24 protein-coding genes are annotated in these 22,017 nt (G+C 69.1%); 7 read left to right on the plus strand and 17 right to left on the minus strand.

Annotated features, from left to right (window positions below; translation table 11 throughout):
• Window positions 1-4: 4 nt before the first annotated feature.
• From rdgB to ACZ7NC_RS08905, 4 genes are all read right to left on the minus strand, one after another.
• Window positions 5-607, minus strand: a complete 603-nt coding sequence (rdgB, locus tag ACZ7NC_RS08890; protein ID WP_471486201.1) for an RdgB/HAM1 family non-canonical purine NTP pyrophosphatase — start codon at window positions 605-607, stop codon at window positions 5-7.
• Between the two features lie 48 nt (window positions 608-655).
• Entirely contained in the window at window positions 656-1,060 is a 405-nt protein-coding gene (locus tag ACZ7NC_RS08895; RefSeq protein ID WP_147999536.1) for a hypothetical protein, read from the minus strand.
• Between the two features lie 146 nt (window positions 1,061-1,206).
• Window positions 1,207-1,944 (minus strand): ribonuclease PH, encoded by a 738-nt coding sequence (rph, locus tag ACZ7NC_RS08900; protein WP_471486291.1) that lies wholly within the window; start codon window positions 1,942-1,944, stop codon window positions 1,207-1,209.
• Window positions 1,945-2,051: 107 nt separating this feature from the next.
• Window positions 2,052-2,285, minus strand: coding sequence for a PTS sugar transporter subunit IIB (locus ACZ7NC_RS08905; protein WP_194045576.1), 234 nt, complete (start codon window positions 2,283-2,285; stop codon window positions 2,052-2,054).
• A gap of 150 nt (window positions 2,286-2,435) precedes the next feature.
• Between ACZ7NC_RS08905 and ACZ7NC_RS08910 the strand changes: the two genes are divergently transcribed.
• Complete coding sequence (locus tag ACZ7NC_RS08910) at window positions 2,436-3,728, plus strand: PTS transporter subunit EIIC (RefSeq protein WP_471486202.1); 1,293 nt, start codon at window positions 2,436-2,438, stop codon at window positions 3,726-3,728.
• Between the two features lie 112 nt (window positions 3,729-3,840).
• Window positions 3,841-5,091 carry a PTS transporter subunit EIIC gene (locus ACZ7NC_RS08915; protein WP_471486203.1) on the plus strand — a complete coding sequence of 417 codons (1,251 nt, stop codon included), beginning with the start codon at window positions 3,841-3,843 and terminating at the stop codon, window positions 5,089-5,091.
• 114 nt (window positions 5,092-5,205) lie between these two features.
• Here ACZ7NC_RS08915 and ACZ7NC_RS08920 read toward each other — a convergent pair whose 3' ends face one another.
• Window positions 5,206-5,958, minus strand: coding sequence for an MBL fold metallo-hydrolase (locus ACZ7NC_RS08920; protein ID WP_471486205.1), 753 nt, complete (start codon window positions 5,956-5,958; stop codon window positions 5,206-5,208).
• A gap of 275 nt (window positions 5,959-6,233) precedes the next feature.
• Between ACZ7NC_RS08920 and ACZ7NC_RS08925 the strand changes: the two genes are divergently transcribed.
• Window positions 6,234-6,686, plus strand: a complete 453-nt coding sequence (locus tag ACZ7NC_RS08925) for a type II toxin-antitoxin system PemK/MazF family toxin (RefSeq protein WP_471486206.1) — start codon at window positions 6,234-6,236, stop codon at window positions 6,684-6,686.
• Between the two features lie 74 nt (window positions 6,687-6,760).
• Here ACZ7NC_RS08925 and ACZ7NC_RS08930 read toward each other — a convergent pair whose 3' ends face one another.
• The 7 genes from ACZ7NC_RS08930 to clpS all read right to left on the minus strand — a co-directional run bounded on the left by ACZ7NC_RS08930 (window position 6,761) and on the right by clpS (window position 11,748).
• Entirely contained in the window at window positions 6,761-7,711 is a 951-nt protein-coding gene (locus tag ACZ7NC_RS08930; protein ID WP_471486208.1) for a PLP-dependent cysteine synthase family protein, read from the minus strand.
• Between the two features lie 5 nt (window positions 7,712-7,716).
• The gene (locus ACZ7NC_RS08935) at window positions 7,717-7,995 is read right to left on the minus strand and encodes a MoaD/ThiS family protein (protein WP_471486210.1); all 279 of its coding nucleotides are present in this window, start codon (window positions 7,993-7,995) and stop codon (window positions 7,717-7,719) included.
• Window positions 7,996-8,110: 115 nt separating this feature from the next.
• Entirely contained in the window at window positions 8,111-8,206 is a 96-nt protein-coding gene (locus ACZ7NC_RS08940; RefSeq protein ID WP_471486212.1) for a putative leader peptide, read from the minus strand.
• A gap of 123 nt (window positions 8,207-8,329) precedes the next feature.
• Window positions 8,330-8,752 carry a M67 family metallopeptidase gene (locus ACZ7NC_RS08945; protein ID WP_383608776.1) on the minus strand — a complete coding sequence of 141 codons (423 nt, stop codon included), beginning with the start codon at window positions 8,750-8,752 and terminating at the stop codon, window positions 8,330-8,332.
• A 279-nt stretch (window positions 8,753-9,031) separates the two neighbouring features.
• Entirely contained in the window at window positions 9,032-10,468 is a 1,437-nt protein-coding gene (locus ACZ7NC_RS08950; RefSeq protein WP_471486214.1) for an amino acid permease, read from the minus strand.
• Between the two features lie 341 nt (window positions 10,469-10,809).
• Window positions 10,810-11,418: a DUF2017 domain-containing protein gene (locus ACZ7NC_RS08955; protein ID WP_471486216.1), complete on the minus strand. Its 609-nt coding sequence runs from the start codon at window positions 11,416-11,418 to the stop codon at window positions 10,810-10,812.
• 12 nt (window positions 11,419-11,430) lie between these two features.
• On the minus strand, window positions 11,431-11,748 hold the full coding sequence (gene clpS / locus ACZ7NC_RS08960) for an ATP-dependent Clp protease adapter ClpS (RefSeq protein ID WP_471486218.1): 318 nt from the start codon (window positions 11,746-11,748) through the stop codon (window positions 11,431-11,433).
• 92 nt (window positions 11,749-11,840) lie between these two features.
• Here clpS and ACZ7NC_RS08965 point away from each other — a divergent pair, with 92 nt between their 5' ends.
• Complete coding sequence (locus ACZ7NC_RS08965) at window positions 11,841-13,199, plus strand: nicotinate phosphoribosyltransferase (RefSeq protein WP_471486219.1); 1,359 nt, start codon at window positions 11,841-11,843, stop codon at window positions 13,197-13,199.
• Between the two features lie 134 nt (window positions 13,200-13,333).
• A complete protein-coding gene (locus ACZ7NC_RS08970; protein WP_471486220.1) occupies window positions 13,334-13,924 on the plus strand; it encodes a nicotinamidase in 591 nt (196 codons plus the stop codon).
• A 74-nt stretch (window positions 13,925-13,998) separates the two neighbouring features.
• Here ACZ7NC_RS08970 and ACZ7NC_RS08975 read toward each other — a convergent pair whose 3' ends face one another.
• Together ACZ7NC_RS08975 and ACZ7NC_RS08980 are read right to left on the minus strand one after the other, a co-directional pair.
• On the minus strand, window positions 13,999-14,343 hold the full coding sequence (locus tag ACZ7NC_RS08975) for a hypothetical protein (protein ID WP_346185698.1): 345 nt from the start codon (window positions 14,341-14,343) through the stop codon (window positions 13,999-14,001).
• 158 nt (window positions 14,344-14,501) lie between these two features.
• Entirely contained in the window at window positions 14,502-16,850 is a 2,349-nt protein-coding gene (locus tag ACZ7NC_RS08980) for an immune inhibitor A domain-containing protein (RefSeq protein WP_471486222.1), read from the minus strand.
• A 388-nt stretch (window positions 16,851-17,238) separates the two neighbouring features.
• Here ACZ7NC_RS08980 and ACZ7NC_RS08985 point away from each other — a divergent pair, with 388 nt between their 5' ends.
• Window positions 17,239-17,496 (plus strand): hypothetical protein, encoded by a 258-nt coding sequence (locus ACZ7NC_RS08985; protein WP_471486224.1) that lies wholly within the window; start codon window positions 17,239-17,241, stop codon window positions 17,494-17,496.
• A gap of 6 nt (window positions 17,497-17,502) precedes the next feature.
• On the opposite strand, the gene ACZ7NC_RS08990 is transcribed toward ACZ7NC_RS08985, so the two are convergent.
• Together ACZ7NC_RS08990 and ACZ7NC_RS08995 are read right to left on the minus strand one after the other, a co-directional pair.
• On the minus strand, window positions 17,503-18,162 hold the full coding sequence (locus tag ACZ7NC_RS08990; protein ID WP_471486226.1) for an RDD family protein: 660 nt from the start codon (window positions 18,160-18,162) through the stop codon (window positions 17,503-17,505).
• A gap of 91 nt (window positions 18,163-18,253) precedes the next feature.
• Window positions 18,254-19,777, minus strand: a complete 1,524-nt coding sequence (locus tag ACZ7NC_RS08995; protein WP_471486228.1) for an RDD family protein — start codon at window positions 19,775-19,777, stop codon at window positions 18,254-18,256.
• A 315-nt stretch (window positions 19,778-20,092) separates the two neighbouring features.
• Here ACZ7NC_RS08995 and ACZ7NC_RS09000 point away from each other — a divergent pair, with 315 nt between their 5' ends.
• Complete coding sequence (locus ACZ7NC_RS09000; protein ID WP_471486230.1) at window positions 20,093-20,506, plus strand: SsgA family sporulation/cell division regulator; 414 nt, start codon at window positions 20,093-20,095, stop codon at window positions 20,504-20,506.
• A gap of 17 nt (window positions 20,507-20,523) precedes the next feature.
• Here the strand turns inward: ACZ7NC_RS09000 and ACZ7NC_RS09005 are convergent, their stop codons facing one another.
• Complete coding sequence (locus ACZ7NC_RS09005; RefSeq protein ID WP_471486232.1) at window positions 20,524-21,930, minus strand: FAD-binding oxidoreductase; 1,407 nt, start codon at window positions 21,928-21,930, stop codon at window positions 20,524-20,526.
• Between the last annotated feature and the right edge of the window lie 87 nt (window positions 21,931-22,017).

Genomic DNA, 22,017 nt, shown 5'->3' on the forward strand with positions numbered 1-22,017 from the left:
TCCCTCAGCCCAACAACTCCCGCACCACCGGCACCAGCGCTCGGAACGCCTTCCCTCGATGGCTGATCGCGTTCTTCTCCGCCGGGCTCAGCTCGGCACAAGTCCGCGTCTCCCCCTCCGGCTGGAGGATCGGGTCGTAGCCGAAGCCGTTGGTGCCGACGGGGGCGTGCCGCAGGGTGCCCCGCAACTGCCCCTCGACCACCCGTTCCGTGCCGTCCGGCAGGGCGAGCGCGGCCGCACAGGCGAAGTGGGCGCCGCGGTGTGCGTCGTCGATGTCGCCCAGCTGGGCGAGGAGCAGGTCCAGGTTGGCCTGGTCGTCGCCGTGCCGGCCGGCCCAGCGGGCGGAGAAGATGCCGGGGGCGCCGTTCAGCACGTCGACGCACAACCCCGAGTCGTCGGCGACCGCGGGCAGGCCGGTGGCCCGGGCCAGGGCGTGGGCCTTCAGCAGCGCGTTCTCGGCGAAGGTGACGCCGGTTTCCTTGACGTCGGGGATGTCCGGGTAGGCATCCGCGCCGACGAGGTCGTGATCGAGACCTGCGTCGGCGAGGATCGACCTGAGCTCGGTGATCTTTCCGGCGTTACGGGTGGCGAGGATGAGGCGGGTCATGGGGTCCAGTATCCCGGCCTCGCCAACCGCGCTTGTCCGTGCCGGGTGTTACGGGGTGCAGACCTTGGTCAGTTCGCCGGCCGCGTCCGTGACCGGGCTGATGTCGGGGGTCTCGTCACCGTTCTTGACGGCGTCGCGGACGTTGGTGACGGCCTGCTGGAGGTCGTCCACGGCCTTGTTGACGTCGGTGTTGTCCGTCTTGTCGCCGATCTTGTCGAGGTTCTTGTCGATGGAGGTCAGCGACTCCTCGAGCTGCGTCGGATCGTTCGCGGCGCTCTCCACGGCCTGCTGGAGTTCCGTGACACTGTCGGCGATGGCGTCGGCGGTCTGGACGCAGTCCAGCGCCTTGTTGACGGCGTCGCAGCCGGTGGTCAGCCCGGCCGTCAGCCCGACTGCCGCGATGGCTGCGGCGGCTATGGCGATACGGCTCCGGCGTCGTCGGCTCGTGGCCATGGTTGACGTTCCCTCCCTGCCCAGGCCTCGCAGGCCCCCGTTTCACTGGCCGAGCGCACAGCGGTGTGCCGTGCGCCCGTACCACTAGTGACGCCGGTGAAGCCCGCGGGGTTGCCCCGGGAATGCGGCTCTTCTTGGTGCGTCCTTTACTTTTCCAGGACGGTACCAAGCGCCTTGCGCTGGAGATCCGCCAGCTCCCCACAGCCCGAAACCGCGAGGTCCAGCAGGGCGTTGAGCTCCTCGCGGGCGAAGGGCTCGGCCTCGGCGGTGCCCTGGACCTCGACGAAGCGGCCGTCGGCGGTGCAGACGACGTTCATGTCGGTGTCGGCCTTCACGTCCTCCTCGTAGCACAGGTCCAGGAGCGGAACGCCGCCCACGATGCCGACCGAGACGGCGCTGACCGTGCCGGTGAGCGGCTTGCGGCCGGGCTTGATCAGCTTCCGGCCCTGGGCCCAGGAGACGGCGTCGGCGAGGGCGACGTAGGCACCGGTGATGGCCGCGGTGCGGGTGCCGCCGTCGGCCTGGAGGACGTCGCAGTCGAGGACGATGGTGTTCTCGCCGAGGGCCTTGTAGTCGATGACCGCGCGCAGGGAGCGGCCGATGAGGCGGCTGATCTCGTGGGTACGGCCGCCGATCTTGCCGCGGACGGACTCGCGGTCGCCGCGGGTGTTGGTGGCCCGGGGCAGCATGGCGTACTCCGCGGTGACCCAGCCCTCTCCACTGCCCTTGCGCCAGCGCGGGACGCCTTCGGTGAAGGATGCGGTGCACAGGACCTTGGTGTCGCCGAAGGAGACGAGGACGGAGCCCTCCGCGTGCTTGCTCCAGGCGCGTTCGATGCTGACCGGGCGGAGCTGTTCGGAGGTGCGACCGTCGATTCGAGGAATTGAGGAGGTAGCTGCCATGGGCGTGAGCCTAGCCCCACAAAGGGAAGGGCCCCTCCCGCGGTGGGAGGGGCCCCTCATGCCCTGAAGCCCGGGACGATGCCCGCGCTTCACATCATGTCTTCGATCTCCGCCGCGATCGGGTCGGCGTCGGTGCCGATGACGACCTGGACGGCGGTGCCCATCTTCACGACGCCATGGGCGCCGGCGGCCTTCAGGGCGGCCTCGTCGACCAGCGAGGCGTCGCTGACCTCGGTGCGGAGCCGGGTGATGCAGCCCTCGATCTCCTCGATGTTGTCGATGCCGCCGAGCCCGGCGACGATCTTCTCAGCCTTGCTGGCCATGTGCCTTCTCCCTGATCCGAACCGCTTTGTCGCAGTAACCCACAGTTGGCCCATCTTCGCGAGCGGTCATGTCGTAGCTGCCGAAGGATGGCGTTCACGACAGCGGAACCGTCCGCCAACTGGTCTACACCACCCTACCGAGGGGCGTCCATGAGTGCCGACAGCGCTGCCGCCGGTCCCGCGCGGGTTCGCTGGAACAAGTCCTTCCAGGGCCTGCAGAAGATGGGCCGCAGCCTCCAGTTGCCCATCGCCGTGCTGCCGGCCGCCGGCATCCTCAACCGCCTTGGCCAGCCTGACGTGTTCGGCGACGACGGGCTCGGCTGGACCGACGTCTCCAAGGTGATGGTCGGCGCGGGCGGCGCGCTGCTGGACGGTTCGCTCGGGCTGCCGCTGCTGTTCTGCGTGGGCGTGGCCATCGGCATGGCGAAGAAGTCCGACGGCTCGACGGCACTCGCGGCGGTCGCGGGGTTCCTCGTCTACTACAACGTGCTGCGCCAGTTCCCGGAGGACTGCCCCGAGGGGTCGAAGGCGGTCCCGAACGTCGGCTGCCAGGTGCAGGACGGGACGGTGACGGTCTTCGAGTACCAGAACCCGGGCGTCTTCGGCGGCATCGTCATGGGTCTGCTCGCCGCCTTCTTCTGGGCCCGCTATCACCGTACGAAGCTGGTGGACTGGCTCGGCTTCTTCAACGGCCGGCGGCTCGTCCCCATCATCATGGCGTTCGTGGCGATCGCGTTCGCGGCGCTGTGTCTGTGGGTCTGGCCGCCGATCGGTGACGCGCTGGAGAGCTTCAGCGACTGGATGGACGGCCTGGACGCCTGGGGCGCGGGCGTCTTCGGCATCGCGAACCGGGCACTGCTGGTGGTCGGGCTGCACCAGTTCCTCAACGTGCCCATCTGGTTCCAGTTCGGCAGCTATACCAAGCCGGACGGCACGGTGGTGCACGGCGACATCAATATGTTCCTCGCGGGCGACCCGGACGCCGGCCAGTTCACCTCGGGCTTCTTCCCGATCATGATGTTCGCGCTGCCGGCGGCCGCCCTCGCCATCACGCACTGCGCGAAGCCCCACCGCCGCAAGGAGGTCGGCGGTCTGATGCTGTCGGTGGCACTGACGTCGTTCGTCACCGGCATCACGGAACCGATCGAGTACTCGTTCCTGTTCGTCGCCCCGCCGCTGTACGCGGTGCACGCGCTGCTGACCGGGGTGTCGATGGCGGTGACCTGGGGACTGGGCGTGCACGACGGCTTCAGCTTCTCCGCCGGGTTGATCGACTACGTCATCAACTGGAACCTCGCCACGAAGCCCTGGGCGATGATTCCGATCGGCCTGTGCTTTGCCGTCGCCTATTACGTGATCTTCCGTTTCGCGATCACGAAGTTCGATCTCAGGACTCCGGGCAGAGAGCCGGAGGACCAGGTCGAGGACGTCACAAAGGTCTGAGAAACCCGGAAAAAATCCCGCAGGAATCGCGGGTTCCTTATCTCCCCTTCATCGTGCTACAACAGGTCTACACCACTGAGTGGTGTAGACCACCACCCGATGGAGGAAGTCTATGAGCACCGCCACCACATCGGCGGCCCCCGCGAAGAAGAGGGGATCCGGCCTTTTCCAGGGCCTGCAGAAGGTCGGCCGCAGTCTTCAGCTCCCGATCGCCGTGCTCCCGGCGGCGGGTCTCCTGCTCCGCTTCGGTCAGGCCGACGTGTTCGGCAAGGACGGGCTCGGCTGGGACAGGGTCGCCGCCGTGTTCGCCACCGCCGGTGGCGCGATCTTCGACAACCTGCCGATGCTGTTCTGCATCGGTGTCGCGATCGGCTTCGCCAAGAAGTCGGACGGCTCGACCGCTCTCGCGGCGCTGGTCGGCTTCCTGGTCTACAGCAACGTACTGAAGGCGTTCCCGGTCACCGAGGCGAAGGTCCAGGCCGGCGCGGACATAGCCGCGACCTACAACAACCCCGGTGTCCTCGGCGGCATCATCATGGGTCTGCTGGCCGCCGTGCTGTGGCAGCGCTTCCATCGCACCAAGCTGGTCGACTGGCTCGGCTTCTTCAACGGCCGCCGGCTGGTCCCGATCATCATGGCCTTCGTCGGCACCGTGATGGGCGTCTTCTTCGGCCTGGTCTGGGAGCCGATCGGTGAGGTCATCTCCGACTTCGGCGAGTGGATGACCGGCCTCGGCGCCCTCGGCGCGGGTCTGTTCGGTCTGATCAACCGCGCCCTGATCCCGGTCGGCATGCACCAGTTCGTGAACACCGTCTCCTGGTTCCAGCTCGGTGACTTCAAGGACGCCGCCGGTGAGATCGTGCACGGCGACCTCAACCGCTTCTTCGCCGGTGACCCGACCGCCGGGCAGTTCATGTCGGGCTTCTTCCCGATCATGATGTTCGGTCTGCCGGCCGCCGCCATCGCCATCGCCCACTGCGCCCGCCCCGAGCGCCGCAAGGCCGTGATGGGCATGATGATCTCGCTCGCGCTGACCTCCTTCGTGACCGGTGTGACCGAGCCGATCGAGTTCGCGTTCATGTTCATCGCCCCGGTGCTGTACGTGATCCACGCGGTCCTCACCGCCCTGTCGATGGCGATCACCTGGGCGCTCGGAGTCCACGCGGGCTTCACCTTCTCCGCGGGCTTCATCGACTACGCCCTCAACTGGAACCTGGCGACCAAGCCATGGCTGATCATCCCGATCGGCCTGGTCTTCGCCGCGATCTACTACACCGTCTTCCGCTTCGCCATCACCAAGTGGAACCTGCCCACCCCGGGCCGCGAGCCCGAGGAGGAGCTCGAGGACCTCACCAAGGCGTGAGCCTCAGCCGGAACATGCTCTGCAGTACGGCATGACGAAGGCCCCGGAACCGAAAGGTTCCGGGGCCTTTCTCGCGCATACGGGCCTGAACCCCGTACGGGCTGTGTCCGAAGGCTAGATCTCGTACGTCTGCCTCGGCGCCGCGAGCGCCACCGGACCGTCGTAGACCTCGCGCGCGTCGGCCAGGTTGACCTGGGGGTCGGTCCACGGCGGGATGTGGGTGAGAACCAGGCGGCGGGCACCCGCGCGCGCCGCCGACTGACCCGCCTCGCGGCCGTTGAGGTGCAGGTCCGGGATGTTCTCCTTGCCGTGCGTGAAAGCCGCCTCGCACAGGAACAGGTCCGCGTCGCGGGCGAGTTCGTCCAGGGCGGTGCTGATGCCGGTGTCGCCCGAGTACGTCAGCGTCTTTCCACCGTGCTCGATGCGGATGCCGTACGCCTCCACCGGGTGGGCCACGCGTTCCGTGTGCACCGTGAACGGGCCGATCTCGAAGGTGGACGGCTTGACCGTGTGGAAGTCGAAGACCTCGCTCATGGACGAGGCGGTGGGGGTGTCGGCGTAGGCGGTGGTCAGGCGCTGTTCGGTGCCCTCGGGTCCGTAGACCGGGATCGGGTCGCAGCGGCCGCCGTCGTGCCGGTAGTAGCGCGCGACGAAGTAGGCGCACATGTCGATGCAGTGGTCGGCGTGCAGATGACTGAGGAAGATCGCGTCGAGGTCGTAGAGACCGCAGTGGCGCTGCAGCTCGCCCAGGGCGCCGTTGCCCATGTCGAGAAGCAGCCGGAAGCCGTCGGCCTCGACGAGGTAGCTCGAACAGGCCGATTCCGCGGACGGGAACGACCCCGAGCAGCCGACGACGGTGAGCTTCATGAAACAGAAACCTCCGCTGGCGGGAAATCCAGAAGATCGGGAATTGGGGCGTCGGGGGTCGTGCGGTTTGTCGAGCGTAAGGCGCAAAACCTCCGGTCGCTCCTCCGCAAAGGTCTGTTGTGGGCGAACTCACCTGTGGTGTCACGCGTTCGGCTGGATACGCGGCACGAGAAACGAGAGGCGTGTGCGAAGCGCTCGTACAGGGGTGGTGGAGGCGACGGGTGGGAGAGGGAGAAGGCGCGCGCGGGGGTGGGTGCGCCGGTACCTTCGTCCTCATGGACACGTCCTGGTGGTTGGCGCTCGCGGCGGTGGTACTGCTCGCGCTGGTCGCCACGGTCGTGGACGGGTGGGGACGGGGGCGGCGGCCGAAGGGGCGAAGGACCCGGCCGCCGGGGAGGCCCGGACGGCGTGCGTCGGCCCGTCCGGTGCCCGCCGAGATCTGGTGGGCGAGGGTGCCCTACGAGGACGGGCCGGGGGCAAAGGACCGGCCCTGTCTGGTGCTGGCGGTGCGCGGGCAGCAGGTCACGGTCGCGAAGATCACCAGCAAGTACCGCGACGAGCGGTACGGCGTCATTCCGCTGCCGCCGGGTGCGGTCGGGGACGCCCGCGGCCGGGCGAGTTTCCTGGAGACGGATGAGCTGCGGCATGTACCGGTGTGGGACTTCCGGCGGCGGGTCGGGGTGATGGACCCGGTCGTGTGGGACCAGGTCCGTCACCTCTCGCGATAGGGCGCCGTCACTCGCCCCGTCAGGGCCTGAGCCCTGTGGTCAGGGCCTCGCGGGCCCCGAGCCGGCGGACCGGCTCATGCCCAGAGCTGCCCCTGGAGCGTCTCGATGGCCTCTTCGGTGGTCGCGGCGGTGTAGACGCCGGTCGAGAGGTACTTCCAGCCGCCGTCGGCGACGACGAACACGATGTCGGCGGACTCCCCCGCGTTCAGCGCCTTCCTTCCGACGCCGATCGCGGCGTGCAGCGCGGCCCCGGTGGAGATGCCCGCGAAGATGCCCTCCTGCTGCAGGAGTTCACGGGTGCGGGTGACCGCGTCGGCCGAGCCGACCGAGAAACGGGTGGTCAGGACGGAGGCGTCGTACAGCTCGGGGACGAAGCCCTCGTCGAGGTTGCGCAGGCCGTACACCAGGTCGTCGTAGCGCGGTTCCGCAGCGACGATCTTGACGTCCGGCTTGTGCTCGCGCAGGTAGCGGCCTACGCCCATCAGGGTGCCGGTGGTGCCGAGGCCGGCGACGAAGTGGGTGATGGAGGGGAGGTCCGTGAGGATCTCGGGCCCCGTCGTCGCGTAGTGCGCGCCCGCGTTGTCCGGGTTGCCGTACTGGTAGAGCATCACCCAGTCGGGGTGCTCGGCCGAGAGTTCCTTGGCGACCCGTACGGCGGTGTTGGAACCGCCCGCGGCCGGGCTGGAGATGATCTCCGCGCCCCACATGGCGAGCAGGTCCCGGCGCTCCTGTGAGGTGTTCTCGGGCATCACGCACACGATGCGGTAGCCCTTGAGCTTGGCCGCCATGGCGAGGGAGATGCCGGTGTTGCCGCTGGTCGGTTCCAGGATCGTGCAGCCCGGGGTGAGGCGGCCGTCCTTCTCCGCCTGCTCGATCATGTGCAGAGCGGGGCGGTCCTTGACCGAGCCGGTGGGGTTACGGTCCTCCAGCTTGGCCCAGACGCGGACGTCCTCGGACGGCGACAACCGCGGCAGGCACACCAGAGGGGTGTTGCCCACCGCGGCGAGCGGGGAGTCGTAGCGCATTCGGATCAGGCCATACCGCCGGCCACGGCCGGCAGGATCGTGACGTTGTCGCCGTCGGCGAGCTTGGTGTTGATGCCGTCGAGGAAGCGGACGTCCTCGTCGTTCAGGTAGACGTTGACGAAGCGGCGCAGCTGGTCGCCGTCCACGATGCGGGCCTGGATGCCCGTGTGCCGGGTCTCGAGGTCGGTGAACAGCTCGGCGAGGGTGTCACCGCTGCCCTCCACCGCCTTCTGACCGTCGGTGTACTGGCGGAGGATGGTCGGGATGCGGACCTCGATGGCCATGGCTTCAGGGCTCCTGTCGGGAGTAGTCAGTCGGGCGCGCGCGGCAGCGCAGTACAGCAGGGGTGGTGCGTGTGAGGCGCCGCGGCTCACGGCCGTACGGCGGCAGGGTGTCGCGTCAACAGATGGCGCTGGCGAGCCTGCACAGGTCGACGTGCAGCCGCGCCACGAGCAGCGAGCCCGGCGTCTTTTCGCTCACGTCGTGGAAAACCATGGGGTCATCGTATCGATTCCCGGTCCGGCTTTTGGAATGTGATCCCACATGGCGGACGTTTGGGGGCCGAGGCGTGAGACCGCGCTGTTCAGGCGGACGCCCCATCGCCGCCGGGGCGGGGGATCAGTACGCCTCGACGACCTTGACCTCCTCCTCCGTCACCTCGCCGTCGACGATCCGGTAGGAGCGGAACTGGAAGTCGCCCAGGCCGTCGGTGTCGGCGGTGGAGACGAGGACGTAGTGGGCGCCGGGCTCGTTGGCGTAGGAGATGTCGGTGCGGGAGGGGTAGGCCTCGGTGGCCGTGTGGGAGTGGTAGATGACCACCGGCTCCTCGTCGCGGTCGTCCATCTCGCGGTAGAGCTTGAGCAGATCGCCGGAGTCGAACTCGTAGAACGTGGGCGACATCGCCGCGTTCAGCATCGGGATGAAGCGCTCGGGGCGGTCCGAGCCGGCCGGACCCGCGACGACTCCGCATGCCTCGTCGGGGTGGTCCTTACGGGCGTGGGCGACGATCTGGTCGACGAGGGCCTGGGTGATGGTCAGCATGTTCCAAGAATATGCAGGCGCGCGAAGCGCTCGTTTGGGGCGGTGGTGGGAGACGGGTGGGTAGACAGAGGGCCGCCCCGTACCGAAGGGTGGTACGGGGCGGCCCATATGCCGGACGTTCTGAGCGGCGGCCGCCGGGAGCGCCACGAGTGCTCCCGGCGGCGGAACGTCCTGGCGCAGCGGCTCACCGACGCCCCGAGGGGCGCGGGGAACTGCGCGACCGGCCACATCGGAGCCGCGGACGGCCGACGGCCCCGCGCGGCCCTTTCAGCGAAGCGCCTAGCCGACCCTCTCCAGGTCGGGCTCGCCGTGCCGCTCGGCGACCTGCGGGTTGCGGCTCTTGAGAACCATCCAGCCGATGCCCAGCGCGGCGGCCCAGCCGGCCATCACGTACAGGCAGACGCGGGCGTCGGCGTCGTACGCGATCAGACCGGTGACGAAGAGCAGGAACACGATGGCGATCCAGCTGCACACCGAGCCGCCGGGCGCCGGGAAGGACGAGGCGGGCAGTCGGCCCGCGACGACCTCGCGGCGGTAGCGGACGTGGCTGACCAGGATCATCAGCCAGGTCCAGATGCCGGCCGCGGTGGCGATGGAGGTGACGTAGCCGAACGCCTTCTCGGGGACGACGTAGTTCAGGACCACGCCGATGCCCATGAACAGCACCGAGACGAAGATGCCGAGAGCCGGGGTCTTGGTGGAGGACAGCTTCGAGAAGACCTTGGGCGCCTCACCGCTGTCGGCGAGGTTGCGCAGCATGCGGCCCGTGGAGTACATGCCGGAGTTGCAGGACGACAGGGCGGCCGTCAGCACGACGAAGTTGACGATGCCGGCGGCGGCCGGGATCCCGATCATCGCAAAGGCCTTCACGAAGGGGCTGACGCCCTCCGCGAACTCGGTCCACTTCACCACGCACAGGATGACGGTGAGCGCGCCGACGTAGAACAGCGCGATCCGCCAGGGCAGGGTGTTGATCGCCTTGGGGAGGGTCTTCTCCGGGTTCTCCGACTCACCGGCCGTGACACCGACCAGCTCGACGGCGAGGTAGGCGAACATGACGCCCTGCAGGGTCATCAGGGACGAGCCGATGCCCTTGGGGAAGAAGCCGTCGAAGGCCCAGAGGTTGGAGACGGCGGCGGTGTCACCGGCGGAGCTGAAGCCGAAGGTGAGCACACCGAGGCCGATGACGATCATGCCGATCAGGGCCGTGACCTTGACCATCGAGAACCAGAACTCCAGCTCGCCGAAGAGCTTCACGGAGATCAGGTTGACGCCGAAGAGGACCACCAGGAAGACCAGGGCGGTGACCCACTGCGGGACGTCCGGGAACCAGTAGTGGACGTAGATGGCGGCGGCCGTGAGCTCGGCCATGCCGGTGACGACCCACATCAGCCAGTACGTCCAGCCGGTGAAGTAGCCGAAGAACGGGCCGAGGAACTCACGGGAGTACTCGGCGAACGAACCCGAGACCGGGCGGTAGAGCAGGAGCTCGCCGAGCGCCCGCATGATGAAGAAGACGATGGCGCCCGCCAGGGCATACATCAGGATGAGGCTGGGGCCCGCCTTGGCGATGTTCGCACCGGCACCCAGGAAGAGCCCGACGCCGATGGCGCCGCCGATCGCGATCATCTGGACCTGGCGGCTGCCGAGACCCCGCTCGTACCCCTCCTCCGGGGCACCCGTGGCCTTCTCGTCAGTGACCTTCGAAGAGGTCATGTGTAGTGCGCCTTTCTCCATGCCGACCCGGGCCTTCGGCGGCCTCGGATCGGGTTTCGATCCCCCCGGACAACTGGAGCTGTGCCCGGCCGACGATCCGTCGGCCACGTGGCGCACCCAGCCGAACATTCGGGTGGTGCTCGGCGGGCGGTCGTGAAGATTTATCACGGTCGCCACAGTGATCGGCGAGAGGCCATGTGGCGCATCACACAGGAAGAACCGGACAAAGCGCACCGCCGCCACTCATAGCCGGTGGCGGCGGTGACACGATCGTTATCCGGATTTGAGCGTCCGCTGAGCGAACACAAAAGCATCACAAACAGACACAAGAAGGTCGAGAACTACGACATGAGCGTCCCGACCAACGTCTCCTGGAGTCCGCCCAGCCACAGATACGCCATCACCATCGGCTTGCGCGGATCCTCGTCCGGGAGCCGGTAGAGCAGGTCGGTGTCGTCCTCGTCGGCGATGTCCAGCCGGGAGCCGATGGCCAGCCGCAGGTCGTTGAGGGCGCCGAGCCACTGCTGGGACTCCTCCACGGAGAGCTTCAGCACCGCGCCGCCCTCACCGGCGGAGTCGGTGCTGAGCGAGTCCAGGGAGCGGACCACCGCGAGCGCGTTGTCGCGCTTGCCGGCGCGCAGGTCGTTCTCGGTGTACCGGCGGAACTCCGCGGAGTACGCCCGCTGCTCCTCGGCCTCCTTGGCCTGCGGGGTGCCCTCGGGATCGCTGTAGGCGTCCGGGAACAGGCGTCTGAGGACCGGGTCCGCGGGCGGTTCGCTCGGGCCATCGGCGAACAGCTCGGCGAGCGGGTCGTCGGGGGCTTCCTCGGCGGGGCCGGGGCCGATGAGCTCCAGGAGCTGCACGGCCAGCGACCGGATGATGGAGATCTCGACGTCGTCGAGGGCGACGGCCGCGCCGCCGCCGGGGAGCGGTTCGAAGGTTCCTGGCATGAAGACGATTCGCTACTTCCGGTCCTGCTGCAGGGTGGCCCACAGACCGTAGCCGTGCATCGCCTGCACATCGCGTTCCATCTCCTCGCGACTGCCACTGGAGACGACCGCCCGGCCTTTGTGGTGGACATCGAGCATGAGCTTGGTGGCCTTGTCCTTGGTGTACCCGAAGTACGTCTGGAAGACATACGTCACGTAGCTCATGAGGTTGACCGGGTCGTTGTGCACGATCGTGACCCAGGGGACGTCCGGCTCGGGGACGGCGAAGGTCTCTTCCGCCGCTTCGGTGCGTTCGATCTCTACGGGAGCGGGTGACGTCACAGTGCCCATGCTGCCACCGGAGGGGGGTGGTCGCACAAATCCTCGGCGAACCTCCGGGACCAAATCGTCAGAGTGACGAGATGGGGGTACCATCTGTTGCCATGAACACAGCGGACCTTGGGCTGCCGGTGGACGTTCCCTCTACGGCGCTCTTCACGGACCAGTACGAGTTCACGATGCTGCAGGCCGCCCTGAAGGCGGGCACGGCCGAGCGGCGGAGCGTGTTCGAGGTCTTCACCCGGCGGCTGCCCGAGGGGCGGCGCTACGGCGTCGTGGCCGGCACCGGCCGGGTCCTGGACGCCGTGGAGAACTTCCGTTTCGACGCCGACGTCCTCGGCTTCCTGCGCGAGCGGAACATAGTCGACGAGCAGACCCTGACCTGGCTCGCGGACTACCGCTTCTCGGGCGATGTATGGGGCTACCCCGAGGGCGAGGTCTACTTCCCGGGCTCGCCGATCATGCGGGTGGAGGGCACCTTCGCCGAGTGCGTGCTGCTGGAGACGGTGATCCTCTCCATCCTCAACCACGACTCCGCCATCGCCGCGGCCGCCTCCCGCATGTCGTCGGCCGCGGGTGACCGCCCGCTCATCGAGATGGGCGCCCGGCGCACCCACGAGCTGGCCGCGGTGGCCGCCTCCAGGGCCGCGTACCTCGGCGGCTTCGCCTCCACCTCCGATCTCGCCGCCGGCTTCCGCTACGGCATCCCCACGGTCGGCACCAGCGCCCACGCCTTCACCCTGCTGCACGACCGCGAGCGCGACGCCTTCCAGGCCCAGGTCGCCTCCATGGGCCGGGGCACCACGCTGCTCGTGGACACCTACGACGTCGCCGAGGCGGTCCGTACGGCCGTGGAGGTCGCCGGGCCCGGCCTGGGCGCCGTCCGTATCGACTCGGGCGACCTGCTGCTGGTCGCGCACCGGGTCCGTCAGCAGCTGGACGAGCTGGGCGCGACCGGCACGAAGATCATCGTGACCTCGGACCTGGACGAATACGCCATCGCCTCGCTCGCGGCCGCGCCGGTGGACGCGTACGGCGTCGGCACCCAGCTGGTGACCGGCTCCGGGCATCCGACCTGCTCGATGGTCTACAAACTGGTCGCCCGTGCCGAGTCCACCGACCCCGCGGCGCCGCTGGTGGCGGTGGCGAAGAAGTCGAGCGGCGGCAAGACCTCCATCGGCGGGCGCAAGTGGGCGGCCCGCCGCCTCGACGAGTACGGCATCGCGGAGGCCGAGGTCATCGGCACGGCGGCGGTTCCGGACGAGCTCGCCGACCGGCAGCTGCTGGTCGAGTTGATCAAGGGCGGTGACGTGGTGGCGCGCGAGCCCCTGGACGTCGTACGGGACCGGCATACGGCCGCCCGCGCGAACCTGCCGTTGTCCGCGACGCAGCTCTCGCGCGGGGAACCAGTCATTCCGACCGAATATGTCAACGGGCGCTCGGAGAACCGGGCGGGGGCGTGAAGCGAGTGCGCCCGGCGTGCTCACCCCGTGCCCCCTCCCGCACCGCACCCGAAGTCTCTAGGCTCGGAAGTTCACGGCCGGGCCGGCCCGCTTCACCGTCCCGACCTCAGCGTCCATAACCGAAGGACACGACCATGCGCCGCGCCTTGATCGTCGTAGACGTGCAGAACGACTTCTGCGAGGGAGGCAGCCTCGCCGTGTCCGGCGGAGCCGATGTGGCCGCCGCCATCACCGAGCTGATCGGACAGGCGGCCGGATCCGGCTACCAGCACGTCGTCGCCACCCGCGACCATCACATCGCCCCCGGCGGCCACTTCTCCGCCCACCCCGACTTCGCGCACTCCTGGCCGGCGCACTGTGTCGCGGGCACCGAGGGAGTCGGCTTCCACCCGAACTTCGCCCCCGCGGTCGCCTCCGGCGCGATCGACGCGGTGTTCGACAAGGGGGCGTACGCGGCGGCGTACAGCGGGTTCGAGGGCGCCGACGAGAACGGCGTGAAGCTGACCGACTGGCTGCGGGCCAGGGAGGTCTCGGAGGTGGACGTGGTGGGCATCGCCACGGACCACTGTGTGCGCGCCACCGCGCTGGACGCGGCGCGGGAGGGCTTCCGCACACAGGTGCTGCTGGATCTGACCGCGGGGGTGGCCACGGAGACCACCGAGCGGGCACTGGACGAGATGCGCGAGGCGGGGGTCGAGCTGTCCGGGAAGCCTGTCGTGGCGTAGCGGTTCGCCGTGGTGCCATGGGCCGTCGGGCGGCTGTGGGTCCGTCGTGGCTCGTCGCGCGGTTCCCCGCGCCCCTAGGGGGTTGCGGCTGGGCGCCTCAAGAGTGCGCGGATCGGGTGCCACAGCTCCTGCATCAGCTCCGGGGCCGTGGCGACACCGTTGTCGGGGGCCGTTCGCCATATCAGGCCGTCGGGGTGGTGCAGGACGGCCGTGATCTCGTCGGGGGTCGGTGGGGCGGCGTTGCCGCGCAGGTAGACGGCGCGCATGCCCAGGTTGCGGAGCCTGGTCAGGGCTCGGGCGCGGTTCTGGGCGTGGACGAGGACACGGACGCAGCCCGTGCCGTCGGCGGTGGGTCTGGGCAGGTTCAGAGCCACCACCACGCTGCCGGTCGGCAGCTTGCAGAAACCTCCTGCGGCCATGCGGTCACACCCCCGTGCGAGTCGGTGTCAGGGTCGATGCCGGTGCCGTCGCCGGAACCGGTGTCAATAACGGAAGCACAGGGTGCACCTAAACACGACCGGCGGCAACCCCGCCAGGGGGTTGCCGCCGATCATGCTCTGACCTGCTAAAACGCGATTTACTTCACCGCAGGGCCGACCTCGAGCTCGATCGTCGAGCCGTCCTTGGCCTCCTTGACGATCTTGATCTTGGTGTTGGTGTCAGTGATCTTGACGCCCGCCGTCGGGGTCAGCGCGTCGTAGTACGTGTTGGTGCGGTCGTTGAAGACCGACACCCCCGGACGCGACGGGATCTTGGTCAGCGCGTCCGCGTTGTGCAGCCTGAGCTCGTCCGTGCGGAACTTGCTGAACGGCGAGTCGAAGGACTGGATGCGGTTGCGCATCACCGTGCCGTCGGCCCACTTCAGCGCCGCCGGGTGCGAGTCGATCGGCAGCACCAGGCCGACACCGGGGTGCACGCTGGTGTTGTTGTCCGCCTGGGAGGTGTCCCACTTCCAGATCAACAGGCCGTTCTGGTACGGGTAGTGCTCCACCCAGTCCGGACGGGTCGTCGCGAAGCCGAAGTTGTACGGGCCCGTCTTCAGGGTCTTGTCGTACGACACGTACTGACGGTTCTCGGCGATGTAGTACTGCGCGTAGTCGTCCGTGATGGACGCGCCGATACGGGAGAAGCCCTTGGTCTTCCAAGCGGCGTCAGCGCTCTCGGCGTTGTCGGAGAACAGCGCCGTGCCGTCGGCGGTCACGCTGATCTCGTCGGCCGCGAAGCCCTTCTGGGCCACGCCGCCGTCCGTCTGGTAGCGGAAGCGCAGGTCGATCTTCTTGCCCGCGTAGGCGTTCAGCGGGAAGACCAGCTTCTTGTACGCGTCCACCGTGCCGGTGATCGCCGGCTTGCCGCTGGCGTCCTTCGGGATGGCCGCACCGTCGACGGTGCCGTCGACGGCCGTCCAGTTGGCGCCGCCGTCGGTCGAGACCTCGGTGTAGAGGTAGTCGTACTCGGCCTCGATGTCGTACCAGCCGTCCAGCGTCAGCGAGGCGGAGGTCTTGCCCGTGAGGTCCACGGAACGGGTCAGGGTGTTGGCGAGGTTGTCGCCGCTGCCGCTCCACCACTGGTTCGCGCCCTGCGCGGGCGCCACGATCTCGGTGGTGACCTTCTTCTTGGGCAGCTCGACCACGAGGCCCTGCTTGTGCTTGGTGTTGTACTCGGCGACACCCAGCTTGTGCCAGGAACTCGTCGCGGCCTTGGCCGTGTCGTACTTCAGCCAGCCCAGCTGCAGCTTGTCCCAGGCGGTCATGTCGCCGGGGAGGTCACCGATGTTGTCCTTGCCGGTGCCCAGCCAGGAACCGGAGGACATCAGGGTCCAGAAGCCGGTGGAGTTGTCGCCGTTGCCGGTGGTGTCGTAGTGGTCCGGCAGGCCGAGGTCGTGGCCGTACTCGTGGGCGTAGACGCCCAGGCCGCCGTTCTCCGGCTGGATGGTGTAGTCGCCGACCCAGACGCCGGTGGAGCCGATCTGCGCGCCGCCCAGCTTGTTGCCGGCGGGGCCGCTGGCACCCGCGTCGGTGCCGAACGCGTACCAGCGGTGGGCCCAGATCGCGTCGGTGCCCTGGGCGCCGCCGCCCGCGGACTCGTCCTCACCGGCGTGCACGATCTGGAAGTGGTCGATGTAGCCGTCGGCCTCGTTGAAGTCGCCGTCGCCGTCGAAGTCGTAGCGGTCCCACTGGTCGAACCGCGCGACGTCCGCCTTGATCTCGGCGTCGGTCTTCCCGGCCGCCTTCTGCTGGGCGACCCACGCGCTCAGACCGTCGCTGACGACGTTCCAGACGGTGGAGCAGTTGGTCTGGCCGCAGGCGTTGTTGCCGTAACGGGCCTCGTTGTAGGGGACCTTGACCCAGTCGGCGACCTCACCGTCGACCGAGTAGCGGCCCGAGGACTGCTTCTCGTAGTACTTCTTCAGCGACTCGGTCCTCTTGCCGCTGCCGAAGTAGAGGTCCTGGTAGTGCTTCTGGTTGTAGTCCTTCTGCCAGGCCGTCGAGTTGTCCAGGGCGCGGTCGGGCTCGGCTATCTGGTTGTGGGCCGGGCCGGGCGTGCCGCCGGCCTCGCTGAGCTTGTCGCCGAACTCGACCAGGATCGTGAAGATCTTGTCGGTCTTCTCGCGCCCGAGCTCGACGTACTTGCTGTCGCCCTTCTTGCTCTTGAGCTGGACGACCTGCGAGCCCTCGCGCTTCTTCACCTGGGCATTGCCGGATATGACCTGCTTCAGGGCTTCCTCGCGCTGGGCCTCCTGAGTCTTGCTCATCGGGCCTTCGAGGTTGTGCTCGGCGTGCGTGTTGTCCGCCGGGTCGTGCCGCTCAACGGAGGCGGGTGCGCCTTCGTCGGCCTGAGCCACCGCGAAGGTCGAGAACGTAGCCGCCGCCGTGGCGAGCGCGACGGCGGTTGCCGCCGTTCTGAACGTCCAGGGTCTACTGGTCACTTGAGATCCTCCCCCGCGCCGGGCGCGCGGAAGGAGGGTCCTGGTCATGGAGGATCCGCGCGCGTGTTCAACGCGTGTAGTCAAGTGACGTAATTTGACTAGAGGTTAAGCAGAAAAGACAGACCTTGACTTGGACAGGTCAATTGCACTATGCGGAGTTGATGTTCGTTTAGCGAACAACGACCTTTCCCGAACAGGCGCGCGACTCTGTCCACTTGCTGGACGCCATGACTCCGTGCGCCCCCTGTGCACCGGCACTGTTGGTCAGGTCACGCTTACGGTTTGTTCCCCTCGGGCATGCACGCGGTTAGAGTCGGATGGCGGAACGCCCGGACGTCGGCGGAAAGCCAGGCCGAGACCCCCGTGCACCCCTGATTCCGAGGACACGATGATCATGCCTCGTCCGACAGCCGCACAACTCACCTACGGCTCGTGCACCGTGATCTTCTCGACGCTCGCCATGCTGCTGCTGTCACAGACCAGTTCGGGCGTGGGTATCGCGGTCATCGCGGTCTCGGCACTGCTGCTCGGGATCCTGGTCGCCATGACGGTGCCGATGCCGAAGAAGGCCCGCGTGGTGACGGTGCGCAAGCCCGTCGGCGCGGAGCGGCAGAAGACCGAGGAGCCCGCGCTCACCCAGTCCTGACGCGCCTCAGCCGCCGGTGCTGACCACCACCGTCTTCGCCGCCTTGTCGTGCAGACCCTGCTTGTAGGGCCGGTCGAAGTAGCTCCAGCCGCCACAGATCGCGGTCCAGATGCAGGCGCAGCAGAACGCGAACGGGATCCACAGCACCGCCGCGCGGATCAGTGAGCTCTGCACGGACGGTGTGGCACCGTTGTCGAGGTTGGCCACCCGCATGTTGAGCAGCTTCTTGCCGAGGGTCTGCCCCAGCCTGACGGTCATGACGGTGTCGTACGCGATGTAGAGCACGGCGGCGATCGCCGACTGCCCGAGGGACTTGCCGTACTCCACCTTGTCGGTGTCCACGTCGAGTTCGGTGACACCGAAGCCCCAGGTGAGCAGCCAGGCGACGACACCCACCAGGATCATGTCGATGATGCGCGCCAGCGTGCGCTTGCCGCTGTCGGCGAGCGGCGGCATCCCGGCGAGCGGGTCGGTGGGCTGACCGCCGCCGCCGTACGGGTCACCGCCGTAGGGGCCACCGGCGCCGGGAGGGGGCGGGGGCTGGCTGCCGTACGGCGGCTGATCACCGTACGGCGAACCGGAGCCGCCGGACGGCGGGGGCTGCTTCCTGAACGGGTCGTCTTCCGGGGGCTGCTGACCGGAGCCGGGAGGCGGTTCGCTGCTCATGGCCCCGAGTCGACCGCGAACCCGGCGGTTTCGCATCCGGCGAGGGGCCGTCCGAGGTACGTAAATCCCCTGCGGCGTTTCCCGTACCCGGTCAGCCCGCGACGAACGTACGCGCTGCCTTGTCGTGCCAGCACTGGTGCCACGGCCGGTCGAACACGCACCACAGCACGCCGACCACACCGACGACGAGCAGGCCGGGGACGCTGTACACCAGCCAGCGGCGCAGGGCGGCGCCGAACTCCGGGGGCTCGTGGGCCTCGATGTCCCGCACCTCCAGGCCGAGCAGCTTCTTGCCCAGCGTGCGGCCCCACTTGGCGGTGGGCAGGGCTTCGTAGACCAGGCCGAACACGAGCAGTACGGCCAGGATGATGCCCAGGTACACCGAAGTGGTGCCGTCCAGCAGCCAGACGGTGACCGTCTCGCCGGAGAGCTTGGCGGCGTCGATCTTCTCGTTGACGTGGTCGATCGCCTTGGAGCCGAGCGGTACGGCGGCGACCGCGGTGACGGCGGCCAGCACGAGGGTGTCCAGCAGCCGCGCGGCCAGCCGCTTGCCGAGGCCCGCGGGGCGGGCGGCGGCCTGGCGCATGGCGGCCGCCTGGAAGGGGTCCAGGACCGGCGGCTTCCACGGGGCGACCGGCTGTTCCTCGTCGGAGGGGCCCGCGAGCCGGTGGACCTGCTGCGCCCAGGAGGACTGCCCGCCGCCGGCGCCGGGCGCCATGGGGGTGGCCGAGGCGGCCGCCGCGGGCTGCTGGCCGCCGGACTGACGGGGGACGCCCACAGCGCCCTGCTGCGGGCCGGAGAGGCCCGTGGGGGCCTGCGCGGCGGGTCCGGTGCCCGCCTGGGCCTGGGCCACCGCGGCGCGCTCTGCGGCGGCCTTCCCGGCGCCGAAGCCGGGGCCCTGCGGGGCGCCCGCCGCGGAGGGGCGCTCTGCGTCCGGACGTGCGGCGCCCGGGACGGCGGACGCGCCCGTGCCTCCGGCCTGCGCCCCGGGCGCCCCGCCCTGCTGCGCCGTGCGCGGGGACACCGCGCGGATCGCCATAGTGCCGTCGGCAGGGGCGGGGCTCGCGGGGTTCGGGATGCCGCGAGTCGACTGTCCGGGGGCGTCGGATGACTGCGCTCCGCCGGCCCCCGTCACCGGCCTGCGGATCATGAACGTGTCACCGGAGGCGACGCCCCCGGCGTCCGGGTCCGGCTCGGCGGGCGGGCTCGAAGCCGTGCCGTCCGGCTGGCCGGCGGCGGCTCGCGGGTCCCTCGGATCGGACTCCGGGTGCCCCCACGAGACTCGGCGGTCCTGGTCGCCGCCGAACCCCGACTGGTGGGCGGAGTCGGCACCCCAGGCGGACGCCGGCTCGGGGCGGCTGCCGTGCTGGGCACCGCCGGGCGCGCCCGGCTCCTCGTCGAAGAAGTGCGGGCCGGTCTCCTCCACCGAGGGGGCCTGCGCGGGCTGGGCGCCCTGGGGCGGGGCGAGCGTTTCGCCGTCCGTCGGTGCCGGACGGCTGGTGCCCGGCACCCAGGAGGCACCGTTCCAGTACCGGACATATCCAGGAATGGACGGGTCCGGGTAATACCCTTCGCGGGGCCGGTCGTCACCGGGGGCCGGGGTTGGGGCGCTCATGTCCGTCGTCCGGTATCTGCTCGTGGGTCAAATAGGGGCCTCCACATCTATCAGACCGACGCAACAAGCACCGCCGCTCCCGCCGGACCCGCCCCTTTCCGGGCAACCTCGCACACGTACCTCACACGACCGGAACCCCCGCGGAGAACATCGGCGACACGCGCTCAGCGACGCTCGCCGCACGCGGAACGGGTGTCGGAACAGGCCGGTGAAAAAAGTTCCCGGAACCCGCGTAATGATCCGTGCCCCCGCTCCCTCTCCACTCGTACGGGCCCGTCCACACGGGCCGTACGCGTCACGAGAGAGGACACGCACGTGCATCACACCGTCGTAGAGCGCGAACTGGAGCTCAGGCTGATCCTGTCGCCGGAGCGCAGCGTCGCCGTGCCGGCGCGGCTGAGTTATCACAGCGACGATCCGTACGCCGTCCACATCACCTTCCACATCAACTCCGAGCACCCCGTGTACTGGACCTTCTCCCGCGAGCTCCTCGTCGAGGGGGTGTTCCGGCCGTGCGGGCACGGGGATGTGCGGGTGTGGCCGACGAAGGTCGACGGCCGCAGCGTCGTGCTGATGGCGCTGAGCTCGCCCGAAGGTGACGCCCTGCTGCAGGCGCCGGCGGCGCAGGTGTCGGCCTGGCTGGAGCGGACGTTGCGGGTGGTGCCCCCGGGGACTGAGGGCGAGCAGCTGGGGATCGACGACGCGCTCGACCAGTTGCTCGCCCAGTGAGGCGTGCCGCGCAGAGGTCAGAAGAGCTTGCCGGGATTCAGGATGCCCAGCGGGTCGAAGACCTGCTTGATCGCCCGCTGCATCTCGATCCCCACCGGGCCGATCTCGCGTGCCAGCCACTCCTTCTTCAGTACGCCCACCCCGTGCTCGCCCGTGATCGTGCCGCCGAGTTCCAGACCGAGGGCCATGATCTCGTCGAAGGACTCACGGGCGCGCCGGGACTCGTCGGGGTCGCCCGCGTCGAAGCACACGGTCGGGTGGGTGTTGCCGTCGCCCGCGTGCGCGACGACGCCGATGGTGAGCTGGTGCTTCTCGGCGATCCGCTCGACGCCCTCGATGAGGTCGCCGAGCCGCGAGCGGGGCACGCACACGTCGTCGATCATCGTGACGCCCCGCACCGCTTCCAGCGCGGTGAGGGACAACCGCCGTGCCTGGAGCAGCAGTTCGGACTCGGCCGCGTCGTCCGCCGGGACCACCTGGGTCGCGCCCGCCGCCTCGCACAGCGCGCCGACGGCGGCCAGGTCGGGCCCGGGGTCCGGGGTGTCGAAGGCGGCCAGCAGAAGCGCCTCCGTGGTGTCCGGCAGCCCCATGTGCGCCAGGTCGTTGACCGCCTTGACCGTCGTACGGTCCATGATCTCCAGCAGTGACGGCACATGCCCGCCGGCCATGATCCGGCACACCGCGTCGCAGGCGGCGGCCGCGGACGCGAACTCCGCGGCGAGCACCAGCTGCTGCGGCGGCTGCGGCCGCAGCGCCAGGACGGCCCGTACGACGATGCCGAGCGAGCCCTCCGAGCCCACGAACAGGCGGGTCATGTCGTATCCCGCCACGCCCTTGGCCGTACGGCGGCCCGTGGTCATCAGGCGTCCGTCGGCGAGGACGACGTCGAGACCGAGGACGTACTCGGCGGTCACCCCGTACTTCACACAGCACAGCCCCCCGGAGGCGGTGCCGATGTTGCCGCCGATCGTGCACATCTCCCAGCTGGAGGGGTCCGGCGGGTAGTACAGCCCGTGTTCGCCCACCGCGCGGGAGAGTGCGGCGTTGACGACGCCGGGCTCGACGACGGCGATGCGGTCGACGGGGTTGATCTCCAGGATGCGGTCCATCTTGGTCAGGGACAGCACGACGCAGCCGTCGGTGGCGTTGGCTCCGCCCGACAGGCCCGTGCGGGCGCCCTGGGGGACGACGGGGACGCGCAGCTCGGAGGCGGTGCGCATGATGTGCTGGACCTCTTCGACGGTGCGCGGCAGCACCACCACGGCGGGAGCGCCGGCCGGGCAGAAGCTGGCCATGTCGTTGGCGTAGGAGGCCGTGACGTCGGGGTCGGTGAGGACGGCCTCGGCGGGCAGACCCGCGAGCAGCCGCTCGGTGAGGTCACCTCGGGCCTGGTCGGGTGCGGCTTCGGTACGGCTCATGATCACAGCGTGACACCCGGGGCCATCGGTGTGAACCCCGTGTACGGCGGCCGACGTAAGGCGGGTGTGGTCGTCGTATCGGCGCACCGTTTC

The organism is Streptomyces sp. NPDC111802 (genome assembly GCF_055634335.1).